Source organism: Comamonas suwonensis (genome assembly GCF_012844455.2).
Classification (GTDB): domain Bacteria; phylum Pseudomonadota; class Gammaproteobacteria; order Burkholderiales; family Burkholderiaceae_C; genus Comamonas; species Comamonas suwonensis.
Genome location: NZ_JABBCQ020000010.1, coordinates 87,588 through 108,103, shown reverse-complemented (window position 1 = coordinate 108,103; position 20,516 = coordinate 87,588). Strand labels below are relative to the sequence as shown.

The following is a 20,516-nucleotide window of genomic DNA, read 5'->3' as shown; positions in this document are numbered from 1 at the left end:
AGCGGATCTTCAGTAGATTGGTCGTGCTAGCTTAAAGCCAGTGTGCCGCACCACTGAGGCAGCTGGTTTTCTTGTGTGGGGGCAAAGTACGCGGCGGTCATAGGCTTGGGGCGGGCAATGGCATAGCCCTGTACATAGTCCACGCCCATGCGCATCAAGGCCTCAGCAATTTCGCGGCTTTCGACGAATTCGGCGACAGTCTTTTTGCCCAGCGTCTGACCGATGCGGTTGATCATCTCCACCATGGCATAGTCGCCCTTGTCCTGGAGCATGTCGCGCACAAAGCCGCCGTCGATCTTGAGATAGTCCACAGGCAGCTGTTTCAGATAGGTCAGCGATGACATGCCCACACCAAAATCATCCAGCGCAAAGCGGCAGCCCATGGCACGAAGGGCCTGAATCAGCCGGGTTGCATTGCTGAGGTTGCCAATGGCGCTGGTTTCGGTAATTTCAAAACACAATATATCGGGCGGAATGTTGTGCTCCACCATCTGGGCTTTGATGAATTCCAGCAAGTTTTCATCGTCCAGACTGGCGCCTGATAAGTTGATGGAGCAGGTGTCGATCACCTTGGCGTAGACCGGCTGCTGGGACAGTGTCTGCAGTGACTGGGAGATGACCCAGCGATCGATCGCTGGCATGAGGCCATAGCGCTCTGCCGCAGGAATAAAGGTGCCGGGTGCGAGAATCTGCCCGTTTTCATCGCGCAGGCGCAGCAATACTTCAAAGTGCATGCCACGGTGTTTGTTGCTTTGCTTGCTGGTCTGCAGCGGGGCAATGTTCTGGGCATATAGGCAAAAGCGATCTTCATCAAGTGCGGAGCGAATGCGTGTGGCCCATTCCATTTCGCTGACGTAGCGGCTGAGGATACCGTCTTCGGCAGTGTAGAAAAAGACCTTGTTGCGTCCGCGTTCCTTGGCTTGATAGCAGGCCATATCGGCCATGCGCAGCAGATCGGACGCGTTGGCTGAGTCGCCGGGAATATGCACGACGCCAATCGAAAAGCCGGTGCGCAGCGTTTTTTCCCCCCAGGTGATTTGCAGCTGCTGAGCGGCTGTGCGCAGTTTTTCGGCAATCGAGGAGACATGGGAAGGCGGGCAGTTTTCCAGCAGCACGGCAAACTCATCGCCGCCCATGCGTGCCAGGCAATCGGTTTCGCGAAGATTGTGCTGCAGCATTCGTGAGACTTCGCACAGCACCTCATCACCGGCGGAGTGGCCGCTGGTCTCATTGATGAGCTTGAATTGGTCGAGATCGATATAGAGCAGGGCGCAGGGCTTGACCTGGTGCAGCCCTTGCGTCAGCAGCTTTTGCAGATGGCGCTCAAACTCACCGCGGTTTTCCAGACCGGTCAGCGTGTCGTGGCGTGAGTTCCATGACAACTGGTCCATGTATTGCTGCTCGCGCGATACGTCACGCAGCACGAAGACGGCACCTGTGGCGTTGCCTTCGTGCTGCATGGTGGAGCCCAGCACCTTGACTGGAACGATGCTGTGATCGGTGCGGCGCACCCAGTGGGTTTGCTCATCACGCACGATTGTGGTTTCGCCCATCAGCTGGTTCAAAAGGGATTCGCTGTTGAAGGATGAGTCTGTGGTGTAGAACTGCAGCACCATCTTGATGGGCCTGCCGATATAGCTCTGCTTTTGTAGACCCAGCAACCCGATGGCGGCGGGGTTGATGTAGTTGACAACACCTTTTTGATCGGTGGTGATGACGGCATCGCCCAGTGCCGCCAGTGTGGTTTCGGCGCGCTCTTTTTCGGTGTTCATACCGATTTCCATTTGCTCGCGCAGCTGTACCAGTCTCCAGGTGTTCCAGACCCACAGGCCTACTAAAAGCAGTGCCAGGCTGCCATTGAGCGCGACCAGCAGCACAACCATGGAGCGCGAGCTTTTGCCTAAAGAATCGCTGAAGGCACGGGTGAGGGCGCTCACTCCTTGGTTGATGAGATCAATCTCTCGTTTCCAGGTGTTGATGGCTTGCGGGGTGACGCTGCCAACCTCGTAACTCTGTTTGATTTCACGGGCCAGCGCGTCAAGCTGCTCCAGGTACTGGTCCCCCATGGTCCAGTAGGCCACGGGTTCTTGCACCCAGCGGAAGTAGCGAAAGGTGCGCAGCAGCCAGATTAGGCTGTTGACATCATCGGGATGATTTTGACCCTGCTCTATGCCTTTGCGCGCCAGGTCAAGGCGCAGCGGCGTGTTGTAGAGGGCATTGCGTGCATCGGCGTCACCGCGAGGGACGAGTAAAGCCTTTTCATAACGCGCTAGATCGGCTGAGTTGCCTTCGTCAGCATAGCGGGAGAGAGAGTAAATCGCATCCTTTTGCGCCTTGGACCAGAGGCTCTCGCCGTTGACAAAGCCGCGCACGGCTGAAAGCAGATAAAAGCTGCAACTGGCGCTGAGCATCAGGATCAGCACCAGGAGCGTAACGGCCCAGATGCGCTGCAGCAGTTTTTGAGACTTCAGTGTGGGGCTTATGGATGCCTTCATGACGCCTCATTGAATGGGTTAGCTTTGAATGAAAAAATCAGACATTACAGAGGTGGCTGGCATTGATTGACTGCGCTGAATCAAAAGACCGAGATACCTAATATCTATAACCGGCCAATAACTCCCCGGAACCCTTTAAATGACCCAAGTCTCATGTGTAGAGACTCTTGAAACATCAAAAATAATGCAGGCTAATCAGTCGGCAAAATGTATGAATAAGTAATTTTTAGCCTGCAAAAGTGAATTTCACGTAAGACAAATGCTCTAGTTTTCCCAAGACTGTGCATAAGAGTTGCGCATTCAACCTGTGAATTAGATGTGCTTCACCGTGCTGTTTGCTCTTTAAGCAAGGTCGATGGCGTGCACTTGGGGTTGCTCCAGCAGGCCTGCTTTGCGGTCAGCAAAGAAGCGCTCCAGCGTGACTTTGACTGTTCTAAAGGCAATGTTTTCCCAAGGAATGTCAGCTTCGGAAAACAACTGGGCTTCCATGGTCTCGGGGCCGGGGTAGAACTGCGCGCTTTTGAGGCGGGCCAGGTAGAAGAAATGCACCTGACCGACTTGCGGCACGTTGATGATGGAGAACAGCTTGCCCATCTCGATATCGGCACCGGCTTCTTCATCGGTTTCACGCTGAGCGCCACCGGCGGTGGTTTCGGCCAGTTCCATAAAGCCAGCAGGTAAGGTCCATTTGCCCCGGCGCGGCTCGATGTTGCGCATGCACAGAAGCACGCGGCCGTCGTCCATGACTGGCAGGGTGCCGACGACGTTGAGCGGATTTTCGTAGTGGATGGTGTTGCACGCCGGGCAAACAGCACGCTCGCGCGTGTCCCCATCGTCAGGAACGCGGTAGGTGACTGCGGTGCCGCAGTTGCGGCAGAACTTGATGGGGTTGCGGAAAATCATTTCGCAACTATAAGCAAATCAGACCGCTAGCGCAGGTGGATTCTGCGCAATCAGCTATTAAAAAGGGAGTCAAACCGTTGACTCGGTTGACTCCCTTGGTGTGCAAGACACGCTAAATGCTGGAGCACTCAGCCGCATGCTCAGATTTTTCAGGCGATATGTACCTTGATGGGAGACAGACCGGTCACAGCGCCTTCCAGCACATCGCCCTTGACCACAGCGGCCACGCCTTCGGGGGTGCCGGTCATGATCAGGTCGCCGGGCTGCAGTTCCCAGGCGGCTGACAGATGCTCGATGGTTTCGGCAATGTTCCAGATCAGCTTGTTGATATGGCTGCGCTGGTGGTCTGCACCGTTGACCTGCAAAGAAATTTCGGCATTGACGATGTCACAGGCCTGATCTGCAGGCGTGATGGCGCCGATGGGGGCTGACTGCTCGAATGCCTTGCCAATGCACCATGGGCGGCCCTGCTTCTTCATTTCGTTTTGCAGGTCGCGGCGTGTCATGTCCAGGCCCACGGCGTAGCCATAGATGTACTGCAGTGCGTCGGCGGCCTTGATGTTCTTGCCAGCCTTGCCAATGGCAACGACCAGTTCGATTTCGTGGTGCAGGTTCTGCGTCAGCGTGGGGTAGGCGATCTGCGCGGTGCTGTCCGCATCTACCGGCACGGCGGCATCGGCAGGCTTCATGAAGAAGAAGGGCGGCTCGCGGCCAGTAAAGCCCATCTCCTTGGCGTGATCCTCATAGTTGCGGCCCACGCAGTAGATACGGTGGATGGGAAAACGCTCGCCACGGCCCACAACAGGCAGACTGGTAACGGCAGGGGGATTGAACACGTAACTCATGAAGTCCTCTACAGGAAAACGCGCTGAAATCAGCATGGCTTGATGTGGCAAACAGTGTGCCACGGCGCTGGTCGGGCAGATGCCTGGCGTATGTCGGCTATTACGTATGCGGCCCTCAACAGCCTTGTTGCTGCCGCGGCTCGCGCTATGCTGCATAGATCATGAAGCTGCATACCTACTTTCGCTCATCCGCCTCGTATCGCGTGCGCATTGCGCTGCAACTCAAAGGCCTGCCTTATGAATCTGTGCCCGTGCACTTAGTGCGCGGCGAGCAAAAGGCGCAGGCCTATGCAGCCCATGTGGGCGATGCGCTGGTGCCGGCACTAGTCACAGACGAGGGGCACTGGCTGACTCAGTCCATGGCCATCATCGAATATCTCGATGAGACCCATGCCGAAACGCCGTTGCTGCCGGGCGATGCGCTAGGCCGAGCCCATGTGCGGGCGCTGGCACAGATGGTGGCTTGCGAGATTCACCCGCTCAACAATCTGCGCGTGCTCAAGTATCTGGTACACAAGGTTGGCGTGAGCGATGAAGTCAAGACGGAGTGGTACGCCCACTGGGCGCGTTCAGGGCTGGAAGCTTTTGAGCGTCAGCTGGCGCTGCTGGATGCGGAGCGCCAGGTTGCTGGCCTGCCTGCCTCGCTGTTTTGCTGGGGCGGCACACCGACGCTGGCTGAGTGCTGCCTGATTCCGCAAATCTATAACGCCCAGCGTTTCAACATCAATCTGGATGGATTGCCGCGCCTGATGGGCGTGATGGAGCGTTGCAATGCGCTGCCCGCCTTTCAGCAGGCTCATCCATCGACCTGCCCTGATGCGGAGTGATCGGCGAGCCATGACGGACAAGCAAAACCACCCAGAATGCACAGAGGCATGGCCAGAGTCATGGCTGATTCCTGACTGGCCCCCTGTGCCGGGTGTGCATGCTGTCTGTACTTCCCGTGAGGGCGGGGTGAGCCAGGAGCCCTGGGGCAGCATGAACCTGGGCGACCATGTGAGTGATGATCCAGCTCATGTACACCGCAACCGCGAGCTGTTCAGCGCCGCCATCCAGTCGCAGACCCCCGGTGCCAGCACCGCATTTTTGCAGCAGGTGCATGGTGTGGATGTGCTGGCGCTGGATGCAAGCAACATCGCCCACTCTAATGGTGCAGCGTTTGATGCCTGTGTGACGGACGACGCTGGCGTGGTCTGCACCATCATGGTGGCAGACTGCCTGCCGGTGCTGCTGGCCCATGACTCGGGGCTGATCGTGGGTGCGGCCCATGCTGGCTGGCGCGGGCTGGCGGGTATGCCGCCTTCAAGAGCCACGGCTGATGGTCCCTTGGCAGGGGGCGTGCTGGAGAGTCTTTTTGAGTCTTTTTGCCAGAAAGTGCAAGCGCAGAAAGCGCTACCAGCTATTAAAAAAGAAGTGAGTCAGATTGCGGCCCACACGCAGGTCTGGCTAGGTCCTTGCATTGGTCCTGAGTTTTTTGAGGTGGGCGCTGAAGTCCGCGACATCTTTGTGTCCCATGACCCCGCTGCTGCCCAATGTTTTGTACCTATATCAGGACTTAATACCAAATATTTGGCCAATTTGCCGCTACTTGCACATCAACGGCTTAAGGCATTGGGCATGACTGCCATCTTTGGCAACGATGGCGGAAAGCCCTGGTGCACGGTCAGCAATGCATCACGTTTCTTCTCGCACCGGCGCGATGCGGGGCGTTTGGGAAGCAGCGGGCGACTGGCCGCCAGCATCTGGCGAGATGCCTGATTGAGAGCCTGGATTGGCACTTGCTGTGGCCTGCGCTGCAGCTAGTGCTTCCTGCTCCTGCAGGGCTTTGATACGGCGCTTGCGGCCCGGGGTTCCCAGGATATAGAGCAGGATGGAAAGCGGCAGCAGACCATAAAGCAGCAAGGTAAAAAACGCACCCAGCAGGGTGCCGCCGGGGCTGGCCGCTTCGGCAATTGTCATCATCACGACAACGTACATCCAGGCGATTGCAACGAGGTACATGGAGCTCCCATAAAGCACCAGCCCTGAAACGGGTGCATGTGTTGTTTGTGTCAAAACGGCTTCATATCGGCGAAATGCCAAAAATTCTCGTCAGAACTGACTGGCGCATAGGTGACAATCCCGCCGTGTGAGCCGTATTGCAGATTCCGCAAGCGTCCCTGACCCTGAGATCGCCGGTCGCTTGCCTTGATGAGGATGTAAGCATGAATTTTGACCCGAGCTGGGGCCAAGCAGGCCAATCTATTCAACAATTCTGGCAGGAGCAGTGGGGCAAAAGCCTCCAGACGCTTCAGCAATTGCAGGCAAGCGCCCCTGCAGGCCTGGCCAGCATGCCCGGTCTGGGTGGTGTGCCCCAGTCATGGGGCGGGATGATGGAAGCGCTGAAATCTGCCATGCCGCAAACGGCGGGCGCTGCCGGTCAGTCGGTGCAGTTTGACGCCCCCAAGCTGCAAAGCTTGCAGCAGGAATATGTCAAAGCTTTTCAGTCTTTGAGCGACGCTCAGACGATACAGGCCATGCTGGCCAAAGACAAGCGCTTTTCCAAGCCCGAGTGGAGCGCCAACCCCGTAGCAGCCATGGCCGCGGCCAACTATCTGCTGGGAAGCCGCATGCTGACCGGCATGGCCGAAGCCGTGCAGGGTGACGACAAAACCCGCAGCCGCGTGCGCTTTGCCGTAGAGCAATGGGTGGCTGCCATGGCACCCAGCAATTTTCTGGCGCTGAATGCGGATGCACTGAACAAGATTGTCGAGACCAAGGGCGAGAGTCTGGCTCAGGGGATTTCGAATCTACTGGCTGACATGCGTCAAGGCCATGTTTCGATGACGGACGAGAGTTTGTTCACCGTGGGCAAGAACGTGGCTACGACCGAAGGCGCGGTGGTGTTTGAGAACGAGCTGTTCCAACTCATCGAATACAAGCCGCTGACGACCAAGGTCTATGAAAAGCCGTTCTTGATGGTGCCCCCTTGCATCAACAAGTTCTACATTCTGGATCTGCAGCCTGACAACTCCGTCATTCGCTACGCGGTCAGCGAAGGGCATCACACGTTTGTGGTCAGCTGGCGCAACCCAGACGAGAGTCTGAGCGGCGCGACCTGGGACGATTACATCGAGAACGGCGTGCTTAAGGCCGTCAGCACGGTGCAGGACATTTGCGCTGTGCCGCAAATCAACGTGCTGGGCTTTTGCGTGGGCGGCACCATGCTGACCACGGCCATGGCGGTGCTGACAGCACGCTATACCCGTGAGCATGGTCAGCCTGCAGTCAAGCCCACTCGTAGCCGCAGCGCTGCGGCCAAGACGACCAGCAAGACCACGGTTAAAACCGAGGTCACACCTTTCCCGGTGGCCAGCATGACGCTGCTGACCACGCTGCTCGACTTTAGTGACACCGGTATTCTTGATATCTTTATCGACGAAAACATGGTGCGCCTGCGCGAGATGCAAATGGGCAAGGGTGGCTTGATGAAGGGCCAGGACATGGCCTCGACCTTCAGCTTTCTGCGCCCCAATGATCTGGTCTGGAACTATGTGGTGGGTAACTACCTCAAGGGCGAGACACCGCCTCCGTTCGACCTGCTGTACTGGAATAGCGACTCGACCAATTTGCCTGGTCCGTTCTACGCCTGGTATCTGCGCAACCTCTATCTGGAAAACAATTTGACCAAGTCCGGCGCGCTGACGGTGTGCGGCGAGACGGTGGACATCAGCGCGGTCAAGCTGCCTGTTTATGTGTATGGCTCGCGTGAAGACCATATCGTGCCGGTGAGCACGGCCTATGCCTCGACCCAGGTACTGGGTGGCGACCTGCGCTTTGTCATGGGGGCTTCGGGCCACATTGCAGGCGTGATCAACCCGCCTGCCAAGAACAAGCGCAGTCACTGGTTGCGTGAGGATGGTGAATTCCCGGCGACGTTTGACGACTGGACGGAAGGGGCGACGGAGTACCCTGGCAGCTGGTGGACGGACTGGAGCGCCTGGCTGGGCAGCCATGCAGGCAAGCAAGTCGCGGCCCCCAAGAACTATGGTCGTGCCAAAGCCTATGCCGCGATCGAAGATGCGCCGGGTCGCTACGTTTTGGCCAAAGTTTGAAGGCGCTACGGCTTCATGCCACAGTGCTGCAATAGCACTGTGGTAGATAAGAGGATGCGGGTTTTGCGATGAACAAAAAGCGGCCCGCAGCATGCATCACTTGTAAGAAACCTAGAAAGGTTCGTCAGCAATGGAAGACATCGTTATCGTTTCCGCCGTGCGTACGGCGGTGGGCAAGTTTGGTGGCTCTTTGGCCAAGATTCCTGCAACCCAGCTGGGTGCAACCGTGATTACCGAAGCCTTGGCGCGCGCCAATGTGGACAAGGATCAAGTGGGCGAAGTCATCATGGGCCAGGTGCTCACGGCTGGCGTGGGCCAGAACCCCGCTCGCCAGGCCATGATGGCTGCTGGCATTGCCAAGGAAACGCCTGCGCTGACGATCAATGCCGTTTGCGGCTCTGGTTTGAAAGCCGTGATGCTGGCCGCGCAGGCTGTGGCCACGGGCGACAGCGAAATTGTGGTGGCCGGTGGTCAGGAAAACATGAGCCTGTCTCCCCACGCCGTGCCCGGTTCGCGTGATGGACAGCGCATGGGCGACTGGAAGATGGTCGACACAATGATCGTCGACGGCCTGTGGGACGTCTACAACCAGTACCACATGGGCATTACCGCTGAGAACGTTGCCAAGGAAAAGAGCGTTAGCCGCGAGCAGCAAGATGCGCTGGCGCTGGCCAGCCAGCAAAAAGCGGCGGCTGCGCAGGACGCAGGCAAGTTTAAGAGCGAAATTGTTCCTGTGGTGATTCCCCAGCGCAAGGGCGACCCTGTTGTTTTTGATGCGGACGAATACATCAACCGCAAGACCAATGCCGATGTGCTGGCCACGTTGCGCCCCGCCTTCGACAAGGCCGGCTCGGTTACAGCAGGCAATGCATCCGGTCTGAACGACGGCGCAGCTGCGGTGGTGGTGATGACTGCTGCCAAGGCCAAGGCTTTAGGCCTGAAGCCTCTGGCTAAGATCGTCTCGTACGCCACCAGCGGCCTGGCTCCTGAAGTCATGGGGCTGGGTCCCATCTATGCCGCCCGCAAGGCGCTGGATCGCGCCGGCTGGAAGGCTGCCGATGTGGACCTGTTCGAGCTGAACGAAGCTTTTGCTGCTCAGGCCTGCGCCGTGAACAACGAGCTGGGTCTGGACAAGTCCAAGGTCAACGTCAACGGCGGTGCGATCGCCATTGGTCACCCTATCGGCGCATCTGGCTGCCGCATTCTGGTGACTTTGTTGCATGAGATGCAGCGCAGCGGCGCTAAGAAGGGCTTGGCGGGTCTGTGCATTGGCGGCGGCATGGGCGTCGCCATGGCTGTCGAAGCCTGCTAACCCTGTTTGAGAGCACGCCAGCTGGCGTGGTCTGAGCTGCCCGCTAACGGTCACTTAGTATCTACCTAAGGGAAGATCACGAGGCAAAAAAAGCTGTTGCGGGCGCATTCGGACGAACCACGTTGCATACTGGAATGGCCAGCGTGCAGGGTGTGTGGCGTCCATGGCGATAAACAAAAACTAAGAATGTTTATTGCCAATAGTGATCGTGAAATAACCATTGATTGATTGACAGGAGAGATGAATGGGTCAGAAAGTAGCGTACGTCACAGGTGGCATGGGCGGCATCGGGACCGCAATCTGCCAGCGTTTGCACAAAGACGGCTTCAAGGTCATCGCGGGCTGCGGCCCATCGCGTGATGCCGAGAAGTGGTTGAAAGAGCAAGCGGATTTGGGATACACGTTTTATGCGTCGGTCGGCAACGTAGGGGACTGGGAGTCCACCGTTGAAGCCTTTGAAAAGACCAAGGCCGAGCATGGAAACATTGATGTGCTGGTGAACAACGCGGGTATCACACGTGACCGCATGTTCATCAAGATGACTCCAGACGACTGGAAGCAAGTCATTGAAACCAACCTGAACTCCATGTTCAACGTCACCAAGCAAGTGGTGGCAGACATGTCGGAAAAGGGCTGGGGTCGCATCATCAACATCAGCTCGGTCAACGGCGCCAAGGGCCAGGCCGGTCAGACCAACTACTCGGCAGCCAAGGCCGGCATGCATGGCTTCACCATGGCGCTGGCGCAAGAGCTGGCGACCAAGGGTGTGACAGTGAATACGGTCAGCCCCGGCTATATCGGTACCGACATGGTCAAGGCCATTCGCCCCGATGTGCTGGACAAGATCGTGTCGGGCGTGCCCGTCAAGCGTCTGGGTGAGCCTTCTGAAATCGCCTCGATTATTTCGTGGCTGGCTTCAGATGAAGGTGGTTATTCCACCGGTGCAGACTTCTCCGTCAACGGCGGCCTGCACATGCACTAAGCCTTTTCAGGCATTGAACAAAAAGGAGCTTCGGCTCCTTTTTTTGTAGCTGCTTGCGCTGGTTATGTAAGCGCTAGAGGTCTAAAAGACTTAAATGCGGTGAATCAGATGCAGAAATGACAAAACCCGCAGAAATGATTCTTGCGGGTTTTGGCGGTTGTGCCACGTTGAGGTGGCTTGCAGAGCGGCAGTGAGGCTTGTGTTTCAGTGGCCTGTCAGTGCCGACTGCCTTGGCACCTGGCTGCAATAGTCAGCGCAAAAATGCGCCGTATTGCTGATGAGCGCTTAGCGCTTGCGATCGCGTTCGTCTTCGGGCCAGATGTTCATGATGTTGAGGATTTGCATGGGAAAGTTCTCCTGTATGCCTGTACAACGCTTGATAGATTCAGCTGGTTGACAGCTTTTGAAAATTTTTTAAATTATTTTTTCAAAGCGGGAATCACGCTGCGGAAGGGGCACGCTTGCGATCGCGTTCATCCCAAGGCCAAGCCATCAAGGACATAGCTACGGCAGCCTTTGCGGGCAGTGCTTGGGCGGTGTCGGTCACAGTGTTGGTCATTGCAGTTCACTCCTTTACGTGTTCAACGCGTGGTTCTGACTGCTGGTTGACAGCAAGCTGAATTAATTAAGCAAGTAAATGAAACCTGCGTTTAGTGATGTTTTTTGAATCATTAAAAAAATAGCGGCCTTCCTATGACTTGCATAGGTTGGCCGCTATTTTTAGGTCTGCAGGCTAAGGCTGCAGGTGCTTAGCAAACTTCGGTAGCCAGAGCCTCGATTTGTTCCGACAGCTCCAGCCAGCGCTCTTCCAGCTGCTCGATTTCGCCATTCACATTGCTCAGCAGCTTGCCGGCTTCGACGATATCGCCAGCGGGCAGGCCGGAGGTGGCCAGCTTTTCTTCCAGCGTGTTGCGCTGGGTGTTGAGCTGGGGCAGTTTTTTATCGATTTGTTCCAGCTCTTTCTTGAAGGGCTTGGTCTTGTCGGCTAGCTGCTGGCGCGCGGCGGCGGCCAGGCGGCGGGCTTCCTTGGGGTCAGCCATTGCGGCGGTTGCGCCTGCAGCGATAGCAATTGCTTCTACTTTAGGCGTTTCAACCGCTTGCACGACTGGAGCTACGGGCTCTGGAGCCTGAACTTCCGCAGGCTTTTCAGTGCGGGCATTGTTCTCTGCCTGACGGGCTTCCTCGCGTAGGCGCTTGGATTCGTCCAGCAGGTAGCGCTGGTAGTCGTCCAGCGTGCCATCGAAGGGACCCACAACGCCGCGGCCGACCATCCAGAAGTCTTCACAGACCGAGCGCAGCAGCGAACGGTCGTGGGATACCAGCATGACGGTGCCGTCAAAGTCGTTGATCGCCATTGCCAGCGCTTCGCGGGTGGCCAAGTCCAGGTGGTTGGTAGGTTCGTCAAGCAGCAGCAGGTTGGGGCGCTGCCAGACGATCATGGCCAGCACCAGGCGGGCTTTTTCGCCACCGCTCATGCTGCCCACGGCCTGTTTGACCATGTCGCCGCTGAAGTTGAAGGTGCCTAGCCAGGTGCGCAGATCTTGCTCGCGGCTGGCGGCAGGTGCTGCAGCGCCGAGTTCGCGGGCCAGACGGATCATGTGCTCCAGTGGATTTTCGCTGGGGCGCAGCACGTCCAGTTCTTGCTGGGCAAAGTAGCCAATGTTCAGGCCCTTGCCTTCGGTCACTTCACCGGCCAGCTGTTTCATCTCGCGGGCAATGGTCTTGACCAAGGTCGACTTACCCTGACCGTTGGCACCCAAAATACCGATGCGCTGACCGGCCAGCACCGAGCGGTTGACGCCGCGCAGGATGGTGGTCTGATTGCCTTCTTCATCGGTGTAACCAAAAGAGGCATCGCTGATGGCCAGCATGGGGTTGGGCAAGCTCGCTGGCTCTTTGAACTCGAAGGTGAATTCGGCTTCGGCCAGCACAGGGCCGATTTTTTCCATGCGCTCGAGCTGCTTGACCCGGCTTTGCGCCTGCTTGGCTTTGCTGGCCTTGGCCTTGAAGCGGTCAATAAACTTCTGCAGGTGGGCCATCTTCTCTTGCTGCTTGGCAAAGCTGGCGGCTTGCAGCTCCAGCTGCTGGGCACGCAGCTCTTCAAAGCGCGAGTAATTGCCGCCGTAGCGGTTGATCTGGCCGCCCTGAATTTGCAGGGTGACGTTGGTGATGGCGTCCAGGAACTCGCGGTCGTGGCTGATGACGATCATCGTGCCGCTGTAGCGCTTGAGCCAGGCTTCCAGCCAGACCAGAGCGTCCAAGTCCAAGTGGTTGGTTGGTTCGTCCAGCAGCAAGAGGTCGCTAGGCGCCATGAGCGCGCGGGCCAGTTGCAGGCGCATGCGCCAGCCGCCCGAGAAACTGTTGACGGGGTGGCTCAGCTCGGAGACCTTGAAGCCCAGACCCAGAATCAGCGCTTGGGCGCGTGCTTCCGCATCATGGGCACCGGCATCGCCCAAGTCGATATAGGCTTGGGCGATTTCCATGCCGTCTTCAGACGCTTCAGCTGCGGCAAGCTTGGCATTGAGCTCGGCCAAGCGTGTGTCGCCATCCAGCACAAACTGGGTAGCGGACTCGTCCGTCTCGGGCATGTGCTGGGCCACCTGGGCCATGCGCCATTGCGGGGGGATGAAGAAATCACCACCGTCTTCGCTGATGCTGCCGTTGAGCAGAGCAAACAGGCTGGACTTACCCGCACCGTTACGGCCGACGAGGCCCACGGATTCTCCCGGGTTGATGGTGGTGCTAACCTGGTCGAGCAGGACTTTGGTGCCGCGGCGCAGCGTGATGTTCTTGAGGCTGATCATGACTGGGGCTGATTATCCCAGTGATTGGATGTCAGCTTGCGGCCCCGTGAAATAAGCTGCCGTGATAAAGGCAGTGCTCAGCCGTCGATTTCGCAGGTACAAAGCCAGCAATAAAGCGTAGCTCAAATTGTTATTAGCCTGTAATGTCGGTGAAATCTGACGCAATAGAGGTGCTTGTCTTGTCAAGATCGCGTATCTTTTAGCCCGTTACAGCTCTGGGTTCAGCAACGAATGCAGCAAAACGTGTCATACACACCAAAGACCGCCGCACATTGGCGCGTCGAGGACATAGACTTTTCAGCCATTGATCGCACACTGGTTGCGGACAATGAAGATTTGTTCTTCTTGCTGATGAGTGCCTCGTTCATCGAAACAGGCTCAGATACCTATGCAGCGAATCTGGCCGAACATTACGCGGCCTGGCCTGAGATTGCGGACTGGCTCACCACCCAGTGGGAAGCGGAGGAGTTGCAGCACGGCAGAGCCTTGCGGGCCTATGTAGAGGCGGTGTGGCCCGCATTCCCTTGGCAGCAGGCCTATGACAGTTTTTTTGCCGAGTATTCGCAGCTGTGCACCATGGAAGAGCTCTATCCCGATCAGCGGCTTGAACTGGTAGCGCGCTGCGTGGTGGAGACCAGCACCACGGCTTACTACCATACGCTGCGCGATTTGAGTGACGAGCCGGTGCTGAGTCAGATGCTGGGGCATATTCGCAATGACGAGGTGAATCACTTCAAGCACTTTCTCAAGTTCTTCAAAGAGATGCAGGACGAATCCCCGGTGGGGCGCGCACGCATTGCCAGGGCGCTGTATGGGCGGCTCAAGGAGCTGCGCGATAGCGATACGGAGATTGCGCTGCGCCATGTTTGGGCGCACAAGGGGCAGTATTTTTCCGCTACAACGGGTCTCTTGGAAGAGAGGGCGCAACATATTTACGAGCTGATCAGCAGCCGCCTGCCAGCGGATCTGGCGGTGCGTATGTTGCTCAAGCCCATGCTGCTGCCGCAACGGGTGGAGGGGCTGATACGAACACCTATCTCGAAATTGGCGACGCGGGTGCTGGCACACGGTTAAGCGCTGCTGATCGTCATCAACGAGCTACATGTAAAAGGCCCGGTACCTCTGGCGAGTCCGGGCCTTTGGTTGCGTCTGATACCGCTATTTTGATAGCTGCAAGTGCTTATTTTTATTGCGGTAGAGCATTATTTGACCAGTGGCGCAGCGCTTCTTCGGTAATCAGCAGCACTTGCTCGTCGCCCGAGCTGGTATCGAGCCAGAAGATGGGTAGGTCTGGGAAGGCGGCTTCAAAGAACGGCTTTTCGTTGCCAATTTCCAGAATCACCACGGCGTCCTTGTTCAGACGCGCGGGCAGGTCTTGCAGCAGCTGGCGAATGAAGTCCATGCCATCTGTGCCACCGGCCAGGGCCAGTTCAGGCTCGGCCAGGTATTCGGCGGGCAGCTTGCCCATGCTGTCGGAGTTGACGTAAGGCGGGTTGCACAGCACCAGATCCCATGGGCCGGGCACGGCGCTCAGACCGTTGCTTTCCAGTAGGGTCACGCGCTCTTGCAGCCCATGCTTGTCGACGTTGATACGGGCCACAGCCAGTGCGTCGGTCGAGATGTCGGCACCTGTGACTTGTACATCGGGGTAGGCCATGGCGGCCAGACAGGCCAGCGAGCCGTTGCCGGTGCACAGGTCCAGCACTTGGGTGGTTTTGTCGCTCAGCCAGTCGTCGATGCTGCCGTCAGCCAGCAGCTCGGCAATAAAGCTGCGCGGGACGATGGAGCGCTCATCGACGTAGAAGGGGACGCCGACCAGCCAGGCTTCATTGGTCAGATAGGCGGCAGGCTTGCGCGTGCGGATGCGCTCCTCAAAAAGTGTAGCTATCTGCGCTTGCTGCTCTGGCGTTACGGCCTGACTGGATACGGATTCTGGCGCGCCGGGCGTGAGTTCGCTGTCCACTGGCAGCGCCAGCTTCCAGAGAACCAACCATGCGGCTTCGTCTTCGGCCGTGGCTGTGCCATGGCCAAAGGCCACGCCAGCCGCAGTCAGCGCCTGCGCGCCGCTGGCAATCAGTTCGGCAATGGTGTTGCCGGTGATGGCGGGGGAGGAGCTTGCGTTCATGGGGTGGTCGCTGCGTTGGGCGCGGTGGTGGTTTGCTGGCACTGAAGTTGTTCCAGCGTCTTGCGGTAAATGTTCTTGAGCGGCTCGATATCGGCCACAGCAATGTTTTCGTCGATTTTGTGGATGCTGGCGTTGGGCGGGCCCACTTCGATGACCTGCGCGCAGATTTGCGCGATGAAGCGACCGTCGCTGGTGCCGCCGGTGGTGGACAGCTCGGTATCCAGACCGGTTTCATCCTTGATGGCGGCTTGCACGGCCTTCACCAGTGTGCCGGGGGTGGTCAGGAAGGGCTGGCCGCCAATGGTCCAGACCAGCGAGTATTCAACGCCGTGGCGTTCCAGTACTTCATGCACGCGCTGCTGCAGAGAGTCCGCACTGGACTCGGTACAGAAGCGGAAGTTGAAGTCGATGACCACATGGCCGGGGATTACATTGCTTGCGCCTGTGCCGCCGTGGATGTTGCTGATCTGCCAGCTGGTGGGCGGAAAGAAGTCATTGCCACGGTCCCAGACGGTGGCAGCCAGCTCGGCCAGCGCGGGCAGGGCTTCGTGAATGGGGTTGCGTGCCAGTTGTGGATAGGCGATATGGCCTTGTACGCCGTTCACAGTGAGCTTGCCGCTCATGGTGCCGCGGCGGCCGTTCTTGATCATGTCACCGGTACGCTTGACGGAAGTGGGCTCGCCCACAATGCACCAATCCAGGCGCTCGCCGCGCTTGCGCAGTTCTTCAACCACGACCTTGGTGCCGTCAATGGAAGGGCCTTCCTCATCGCTGGTCAGCAGCAGTGCGATGTCGAATGCGGGCTCAGGCGTGCCCTTGAGGAACTCTTCCAGCGCCACGACAAAGGCGGCGATGGAGGTTTTCATGTCGCTGGCGCCCCGGCCGTAGAGGCGGCCATTGCGGTGTGTGGGCACAAATGGCGGGCTGTTCCATTCCTTGAGCGGGCCGGGTGGTACCACATCGGTATGGCCGGCAAACACGAGCACGGGTCTATCCGTTTCGATAGCGCCTTGCGCAGATGTTGTTTGCGCTGAAGCATGTTTTGCCCATAGGTTTTGCACGCGGAAGTCGGCGGGGCCGCTGTCCAGCCGCTCACAGGCAAAGCCCATGGGTTTCAGGGCATCGGTCAGCAGCTCAAGGCAGCCGGCATCTTCGGGGGTGACAGAAGGCAGGCTGATGAGCTGCTCGGTCAGTTGCAGGGTCCGGGACATGGGATTGGGGCTTCAAACTAAAACAATGTCAGGACTGCTGGCGCTGACTGCAGGGGCAGTGCAAGGTCAGGCGGTTTTGACATCGAGGGTGATTTCCGTGAAAGACGGCTGATCGTCTTCGTCGGGCAGCATCACATCGGTGACGACCATGGGGCTGACTGGTGCGCGGCTGGAATCATTATCCATACGCCACATCAGATTGGTAGGCGAGTCGGCATAGGACAGCGCTTCATTGCGCTCGATTGTGCCATTGCGCACCAAGGTCGCCAGCGCTTCTTCAAAGGTTTGTGAGCCTTCGGCCATGGATTTTTCCATGGATTCCTTCACGCCGCCAAAGTCACCCTTCTGAATCATGTCGCTGATGAGCTTGGTGTTGAGCATGACTTCTACCGCCGGCACGCGCGTGTGGTTGATGGAACGCACCAGACGCTGGGAGATCACGGCCTTGAGCGAGGCTGCCAGCTCACCCAGCATAGAGGGGCGCACTTCTTCCGGGAAGAAGGACAGGATACGGTTGAGCGCGTGGTAGCTGTTGTTGGCGTGCAGCGTGGCCAGACACAGATGGCCGGACTGGGCATAGGCCAGTGCGGCGGACATGGTCTCGCGGTCGCGAATTTCGCCGATCAGGATCACATCGGGTGCCTGGCGCAGCGCATTCTTGAGCGCGGTTGCCAGTGTGGCGGTATCGGTGCCGACTTCGCGCTGGTTGACGATAGATTTTTTGCTGCGGAACTGAAACTCGATGGGGTCTTCCACCGTCAGGATATGACCCGAGAGCTTTTCGTTGCGCTCTTCAATCATGGAGGCCAGCGTGGTGCTCTTGCCCGAGCCTGTGGCACCCACAACCAGGATCAGACCGCGCTTTTCCATGACCAAACTACTGACGACGGGCGGCAGGTTCAGGCTGTCGCGCGAGGGAATCTGATACGAGATAAAACGAATGACCACGGCATAGCTGCCGCGCTGGCGCATGGCGCTGATACGGAAACGGCCCACGTCCTGCAAGGGAATGGCCATATTCAGCTCGCCCGTCTGCTTGAGCTCCTCAATGGCTTCGGCGCTGACGACCTCGGCCAGCAGGGCCAGAGGAGCGTCAACCGGCAGTTCCTGGTTGTTGATGGGAACGCTGATGCCGTTGATCTTGATCATGGCTGGCGCCCGGGCCGACAGATATACGTCGGACGCCTTTTTGTCAGCCATCAGACGCAGAATTTTTTCCATGGTGCTCATTTTTTCCTCATCCCTTTACGCCGCTTGTACGCAGGCCCCTTAGTGTGCGCATGTTAGCGCCTTGTTATGCGAGGCGTGAGGGGCACTGGCCCGAGCCGTGATTTGGCGCATGAAAAAAGCCTGCGCGCTTTGAGGGCGGGCAGGCTTGTTCTCACGGAGTTATGAATCAGTCGCGCAGCAGGTCGTTGATGCTGGTCTTGGAGCGGGTTTGTGCATCCACGCGCTTGACGATGATGGCGGCGTACATGGAGTAGTCCTTGCCATCCTTGGTTTGCTTGGGGATGTTGCCGCTGACCACCACCGAGCCGCTAGGCACGCGTCCGTAGCTGATTTCACCGGTTTCGCGGTTGAACAGAGGCGTGGACTGACCGATGTACACGCCCATGCCCAGCACCGAGTTTTCTTCCACGATCACGCCTTCCACCACTTCGGAGCGCGCGCCGATAAAGCAGTTGTCTTCAATGATGGTGGGGTTGGCTTGCAGGGGTTCCAGCACGCCGCCCAGGCCCACGCCACCGGACAGGTGCACGTTTTTGCCCACTTGTGCGCAGGAGCCCACGGTGGCCCATGTATCGACCATGGTGCCTTCGTCCACATAGGCGCCGATGTTCACATAGGAAGGCATCAGAATCGCGCCTTTGGCGATGAAGGAGCCGCGACGGGCCACGGCTGGGGGCACCACGCGCACGCCGGTAGCGGCGATCTGGGCTTCAGTCATGCCTTCAAACTTGGTGGGGACCTTGTCGAAGAAGTTCAGCGCGCCGCCGTTGATCAGTGCGTTGTCTTTGAGGCGGAAGGACAGCAGCACGGCCTTCTTGATCCACTGGTGCACAGTCCACTGGCCCACGCCTTCGCGGGTCGCTACGCGCAGCTTGCCGTCGTTGAGTTCGGCAATCACGTGTTCCACGGCATCTGCCACTTCCTTGGAGGCGGAGGAAGGCGAGACATTGGCACGGTTGTCCCAAGCGGTGTCGATGATGGATTGCAGTTGTTGCGTCATGATTTTTTCGGTCAAAGATCGAAAGTTGAGGTGAATCGTTGAGTCATAAAAGGCCTGCGGGGGCAGGCCTTGTGAGGGAGTATTAGCGTGTACGGGCTTCAATGAATTGGGCAATGCGCTGAGCGGCTTCCAGACATTCTGCCGTTTCTGCCACCAGTGCCATGCGGATACGGTTGGCACCGGGGTTGAAGCCATTGGCTTCGCGGGCCAGATAACTGCCGGGTAAAACCGTAACACCTGTATGAATATACAGCTCTTTGGCGAATTGCGCATCATCCATGCCCAATTCGGTGGGAATACCTGCCCACAGGTAGAAGCTGGCGTCGGGCAGCTTCACATCCATGACCCTGGAGAGCACAGGCGTGACTTGCGCAAATTTTTCGCGGTACAGGCGGCGGTTTTCCTGCACATGGGCCTCGTCGTTCCACGCGGCTACGGATGCCGTCTGCACGACGGGGCTCATGGCACCGCCGTGGTAGGTTCGATAGAGCAAGAAGGATTTGAGCAGGGCGGCATCACCCGCCACAAAGCCGCTGCGCAGGCCAGGTACATTGCTGCGCTTGGACAGGCTGGTGAACATCACCAGATTCTTGAAATCATGGCGGCCCAGCTTTTTCGCCGCTTCCAGTCCGCCCAGCGGAGCTTCTTCCTGAAAGTAAATCTCGCTATAGCACTCGTCGCTGGCAATGACAAAGCCGTGCTTGTCAGACAGGGCAAACAGCTTTTCCCATTCAGACAGAGGCATCACCGCGCCCGTGGGGTTGCCGGGCGAGCAGACAAAAATCAACTGCGTGTTCTGCCACACATCCTCGGGTACGGCATCCCAGTTCACGGCAAAGTTACGCGATGCATCGCTGGCTGCGTAGAAAGGTGTGGCACCGGCCAGCAGCGTTGCGCCTTCATAGATTTGATAGAAGGGGTTGGGGCAGATGACGCGGGCACCGGGCTGGGTGTTGTCCACCACCACTTGCGTGAAGGCAAACAATGCCTCACGTGATCCATTGACGGGCAGCACCTGCGTGGCTGCATTGAGCTCAATACCGTAGCGCTGATTGGCCCACTTTGCACAGGCTTCGCGCAGCACAGGCATACCGGCGGTGGCGGGGTAAACCGACAGACCCTGTAGTTCGCTGCTCAGCGCCTGCTCAATAAACGCAGGCGTAGCGTGGCGCGGCTCACCAATCCCCAGACTGATGGGGCGCACACCTGCAGGAGGCTGTACGGAGGCAAACAGCTGGCGAAGGCGTTCAAACGGATAGGGTTGGAGTCGCGAGAGCAGGGGGTTCATGGATGCACATTATGGGCTGATGCCATTTCCGCATGGAAAATCAGGGCAGATAAGTGCCGGGTTTGCCGCTTTTCGTCGTCACTTTTTGTATTTTTCGTCGAAAGTGATGGCGAAAAGCCCGCTATCAAGGCAAAAAGTCAGATGCTTACGACAAAAGAAATGGGGTGTGAGTCAGCAGTCCAAAGGTATGAAGACTCATCAATTGATAGCTGCTAGCGCTTGATAGA

The 20,516-nt window shown here is 57.9% G+C and carries 17 protein-coding genes; 7 read left to right on the top strand and 10 right to left on the bottom strand.

Features of this window, described 5'->3' with window-relative positions; all coding sequences use genetic code 11:
- Positions 1-26: 26 nt before the first annotated feature.
- The 3 genes from HF327_RS12985 to HF327_RS12975 form a co-directional block, all read right to left on the bottom strand.
- The gene (locus tag HF327_RS12985) at positions 27-2,495 is read right to left on the bottom strand and encodes a putative bifunctional diguanylate cyclase/phosphodiesterase (RefSeq protein WP_198460572.1); all 2,469 of its coding nucleotides are present in this window, start codon (positions 2,493-2,495) and stop codon (positions 27-29) included.
- Positions 2,496-2,837: 342 nt separating this feature from the next.
- The gene (locus tag HF327_RS12980; RefSeq protein WP_198460571.1) at positions 2,838-3,398 is read right to left on the bottom strand and encodes an NUDIX hydrolase; all 561 of its coding nucleotides are present in this window, start codon (positions 3,396-3,398) and stop codon (positions 2,838-2,840) included.
- 149 nt (positions 3,399-3,547) lie between these two features.
- The gene (locus HF327_RS12975; protein WP_198460570.1) at positions 3,548-4,243 is read right to left on the bottom strand and encodes a fumarylacetoacetate hydrolase family protein; all 696 of its coding nucleotides are present in this window, start codon (positions 4,241-4,243) and stop codon (positions 3,548-3,550) included.
- A 161-nt stretch (positions 4,244-4,404) separates the two neighbouring features.
- On the opposite strand from HF327_RS12975, the gene maiA reads away from it, so the two are divergent.
- Both maiA and HF327_RS12965 read left to right on the top strand, forming a co-directional pair.
- A complete protein-coding gene (maiA, locus tag HF327_RS12970; RefSeq protein WP_198460569.1) occupies positions 4,405-5,070 on the top strand; it encodes a maleylacetoacetate isomerase in 666 nt (221 codons plus the stop codon).
- 10 nt (positions 5,071-5,080) lie between these two features.
- Positions 5,081-6,001, top strand: a complete 921-nt coding sequence (locus HF327_RS12965; protein WP_236024175.1) for a polyphenol oxidase family protein — start codon at positions 5,081-5,083, stop codon at positions 5,999-6,001.
- Here HF327_RS12965 and HF327_RS12960 read toward each other — a convergent pair.
- Positions 5,918-6,244, bottom strand: a complete 327-nt coding sequence (locus HF327_RS12960) for a hypothetical protein (RefSeq protein ID WP_198460567.1) — start codon at positions 6,242-6,244, stop codon at positions 5,918-5,920. The two genes, HF327_RS12965 and HF327_RS12960, sit on opposite strands and share 84 nt — an antisense overlap.
- A 203-nt stretch (positions 6,245-6,447) precedes the next feature.
- Here HF327_RS12960 and HF327_RS12955 point away from each other — a divergent pair, with 203 nt between their 5' ends.
- The 3 genes from HF327_RS12955 to phbB all read left to right on the top strand — a co-directional run bounded on the left by HF327_RS12955 (position 6,448) and on the right by phbB (position 10,631).
- On the top strand, positions 6,448-8,337 hold the full coding sequence (locus tag HF327_RS12955; RefSeq protein WP_198460566.1) for a PHA/PHB synthase family protein: 1,890 nt from the start codon (positions 6,448-6,450) through the stop codon (positions 8,335-8,337).
- Positions 8,338-8,467: 130 nt separating this feature from the next.
- Entirely contained in the window at positions 8,468-9,649 is a 1,182-nt protein-coding gene (locus HF327_RS12950) for an acetyl-CoA C-acetyltransferase (RefSeq protein ID WP_198460565.1), read from the top strand.
- Positions 9,650-9,893: 244 nt separating this feature from the next.
- Entirely contained in the window at positions 9,894-10,631 is a 738-nt protein-coding gene (gene phbB / locus HF327_RS12945) for an acetoacetyl-CoA reductase (protein ID WP_198460564.1), read from the top strand.
- A gap of 749 nt (positions 10,632-11,380) precedes the next feature.
- Here the strand turns inward: phbB and HF327_RS12940 are convergent.
- A complete protein-coding gene (locus HF327_RS12940) occupies positions 11,381-13,435 on the bottom strand; it encodes an ABC-F family ATP-binding cassette domain-containing protein (protein WP_198460563.1) in 2,055 nt (684 codons plus the stop codon).
- A gap of 231 nt (positions 13,436-13,666) precedes the next feature.
- Here HF327_RS12940 and HF327_RS12935 point away from each other — a divergent pair, with 231 nt between their 5' ends.
- Positions 13,667-14,509: a ferritin-like domain-containing protein gene (locus HF327_RS12935; RefSeq protein ID WP_198460562.1), complete on the top strand. Its 843-nt coding sequence runs from the start codon at positions 13,667-13,669 to the stop codon at positions 14,507-14,509.
- A 112-nt stretch (positions 14,510-14,621) separates the two neighbouring features.
- Here HF327_RS12935 and prmB read toward each other — a convergent pair whose 3' ends face one another.
- From prmB to dapC, 5 genes are all read right to left on the bottom strand, one after another.
- Positions 14,622-15,560 (bottom strand): 50S ribosomal protein L3 N(5)-glutamine methyltransferase, encoded by a 939-nt coding sequence (gene prmB, locus HF327_RS12930; RefSeq protein ID WP_198460561.1) that lies wholly within the window; start codon positions 15,558-15,560, stop codon positions 14,622-14,624.
- On the bottom strand, positions 15,557-16,771 hold the full coding sequence (gene dapE, locus HF327_RS12925) for a succinyl-diaminopimelate desuccinylase (RefSeq protein ID WP_198460560.1): 1,215 nt from the start codon (positions 16,769-16,771) through the stop codon (positions 15,557-15,559). Before dapE ends, prmB begins: the two co-directional genes overlap by 4 nt.
- Before the next feature lie 66 nt (positions 16,772-16,837).
- On the bottom strand, positions 16,838-18,001 hold the full coding sequence (locus HF327_RS12920) for a PilT/PilU family type 4a pilus ATPase (protein ID WP_198460559.1): 1,164 nt from the start codon (positions 17,999-18,001) through the stop codon (positions 16,838-16,840).
- Between the two features lie 166 nt (positions 18,002-18,167).
- Positions 18,168-19,001, bottom strand: a complete 834-nt coding sequence (dapD, locus tag HF327_RS12915; protein WP_099737947.1) for a 2,3,4,5-tetrahydropyridine-2,6-dicarboxylate N-succinyltransferase — start codon at positions 18,999-19,001, stop codon at positions 18,168-18,170.
- A gap of 82 nt (positions 19,002-19,083) precedes the next feature.
- Entirely contained in the window at positions 19,084-20,289 is a 1,206-nt protein-coding gene (gene dapC / locus HF327_RS12910) for a succinyldiaminopimelate transaminase (protein WP_198460558.1), read from the bottom strand.
- On the opposite strand from dapC, the gene HF327_RS12905 reads away from it, so the two are divergent.
- A complete protein-coding gene (locus HF327_RS12905; protein ID WP_198460557.1) occupies positions 20,288-20,512 on the top strand; it encodes a hypothetical protein in 225 nt (74 codons plus the stop codon). The genes dapC and HF327_RS12905 overlap by 2 nt on opposite strands.
- Positions 20,513-20,516 lie beyond the last annotated feature (4 nt).

What these genes read in the sequence shown, in the direction of transcription:
- dapD (WP_099737947.1), bottom strand. Translation starts at nt 19,001, where the DNA reads ATGACGCAACAACTGCAATCCATCATCGACACCGCTTGGGACAACCGT.
- dapC (WP_198460558.1), bottom strand. Translation starts at nt 20,289, where the DNA reads ATGAACCCCCTGCTCTCGCGACTCCAACCCTATCCGTTTGAACGCCTT.
- HF327_RS12985 (WP_198460572.1), bottom strand. Translation starts at nt 2,495, where the DNA reads ATGAAGGCATCCATAAGCCCCACACTGAAGTCTCAAAAACTGCTGCAG.
- dapE (WP_198460560.1), bottom strand. Translation starts at nt 16,771, where the DNA reads ATGTCCCGGACCCTGCAACTGACCGAGCAGCTCATCAGCCTGCCTTCT.
- prmB (WP_198460561.1), bottom strand. Translation starts at nt 15,560, where the DNA reads ATGAACGCAAGCTCCTCCCCCGCCATCACCGGCAACACCATTGCCGAA.
- HF327_RS12955 (WP_198460566.1), top strand. Translation starts at nt 6,448, where the DNA reads ATGAATTTTGACCCGAGCTGGGGCCAAGCAGGCCAATCTATTCAACAA.
- HF327_RS12905 (WP_198460557.1), top strand. Translation starts at nt 20,288, where the DNA reads ATGGATGCACATTATGGGCTGATGCCATTTCCGCATGGAAAATCAGGG.
- HF327_RS12940 (WP_198460563.1), bottom strand. Translation starts at nt 13,435, where the DNA reads ATGATCAGCCTCAAGAACATCACGCTGCGCCGCGGCACCAAAGTCCTG.
- HF327_RS12935 (WP_198460562.1), top strand. Translation starts at nt 13,667, where the DNA reads ATGCAGCAAAACGTGTCATACACACCAAAGACCGCCGCACATTGGCGC.
- HF327_RS12960 (WP_198460567.1), bottom strand. Translation starts at nt 6,244, where the DNA reads ATGTACCTCGTTGCAATCGCCTGGATGTACGTTGTCGTGATGATGACA.
- HF327_RS12920 (WP_198460559.1), bottom strand. Translation starts at nt 18,001, where the DNA reads ATGAGCACCATGGAAAAAATTCTGCGTCTGATGGCTGACAAAAAGGCG.
- HF327_RS12965 (WP_236024175.1), top strand. Translation starts at nt 5,081, where the DNA reads ATGACGGACAAGCAAAACCACCCAGAATGCACAGAGGCATGGCCAGAG.
- phbB (WP_198460564.1), top strand. Translation starts at nt 9,894, where the DNA reads ATGGGTCAGAAAGTAGCGTACGTCACAGGTGGCATGGGCGGCATCGGG.
- HF327_RS12980 (WP_198460571.1), bottom strand. Translation starts at nt 3,398, where the DNA reads ATGATTTTCCGCAACCCCATCAAGTTCTGCCGCAACTGCGGCACCGCA.
- HF327_RS12950 (WP_198460565.1), top strand. Translation starts at nt 8,468, where the DNA reads ATGGAAGACATCGTTATCGTTTCCGCCGTGCGTACGGCGGTGGGCAAG.
- maiA (WP_198460569.1), top strand. Translation starts at nt 4,405, where the DNA reads ATGAAGCTGCATACCTACTTTCGCTCATCCGCCTCGTATCGCGTGCGC.
- HF327_RS12975 (WP_198460570.1), bottom strand. Translation starts at nt 4,243, where the DNA reads ATGAGTTACGTGTTCAATCCCCCTGCCGTTACCAGTCTGCCTGTTGTG.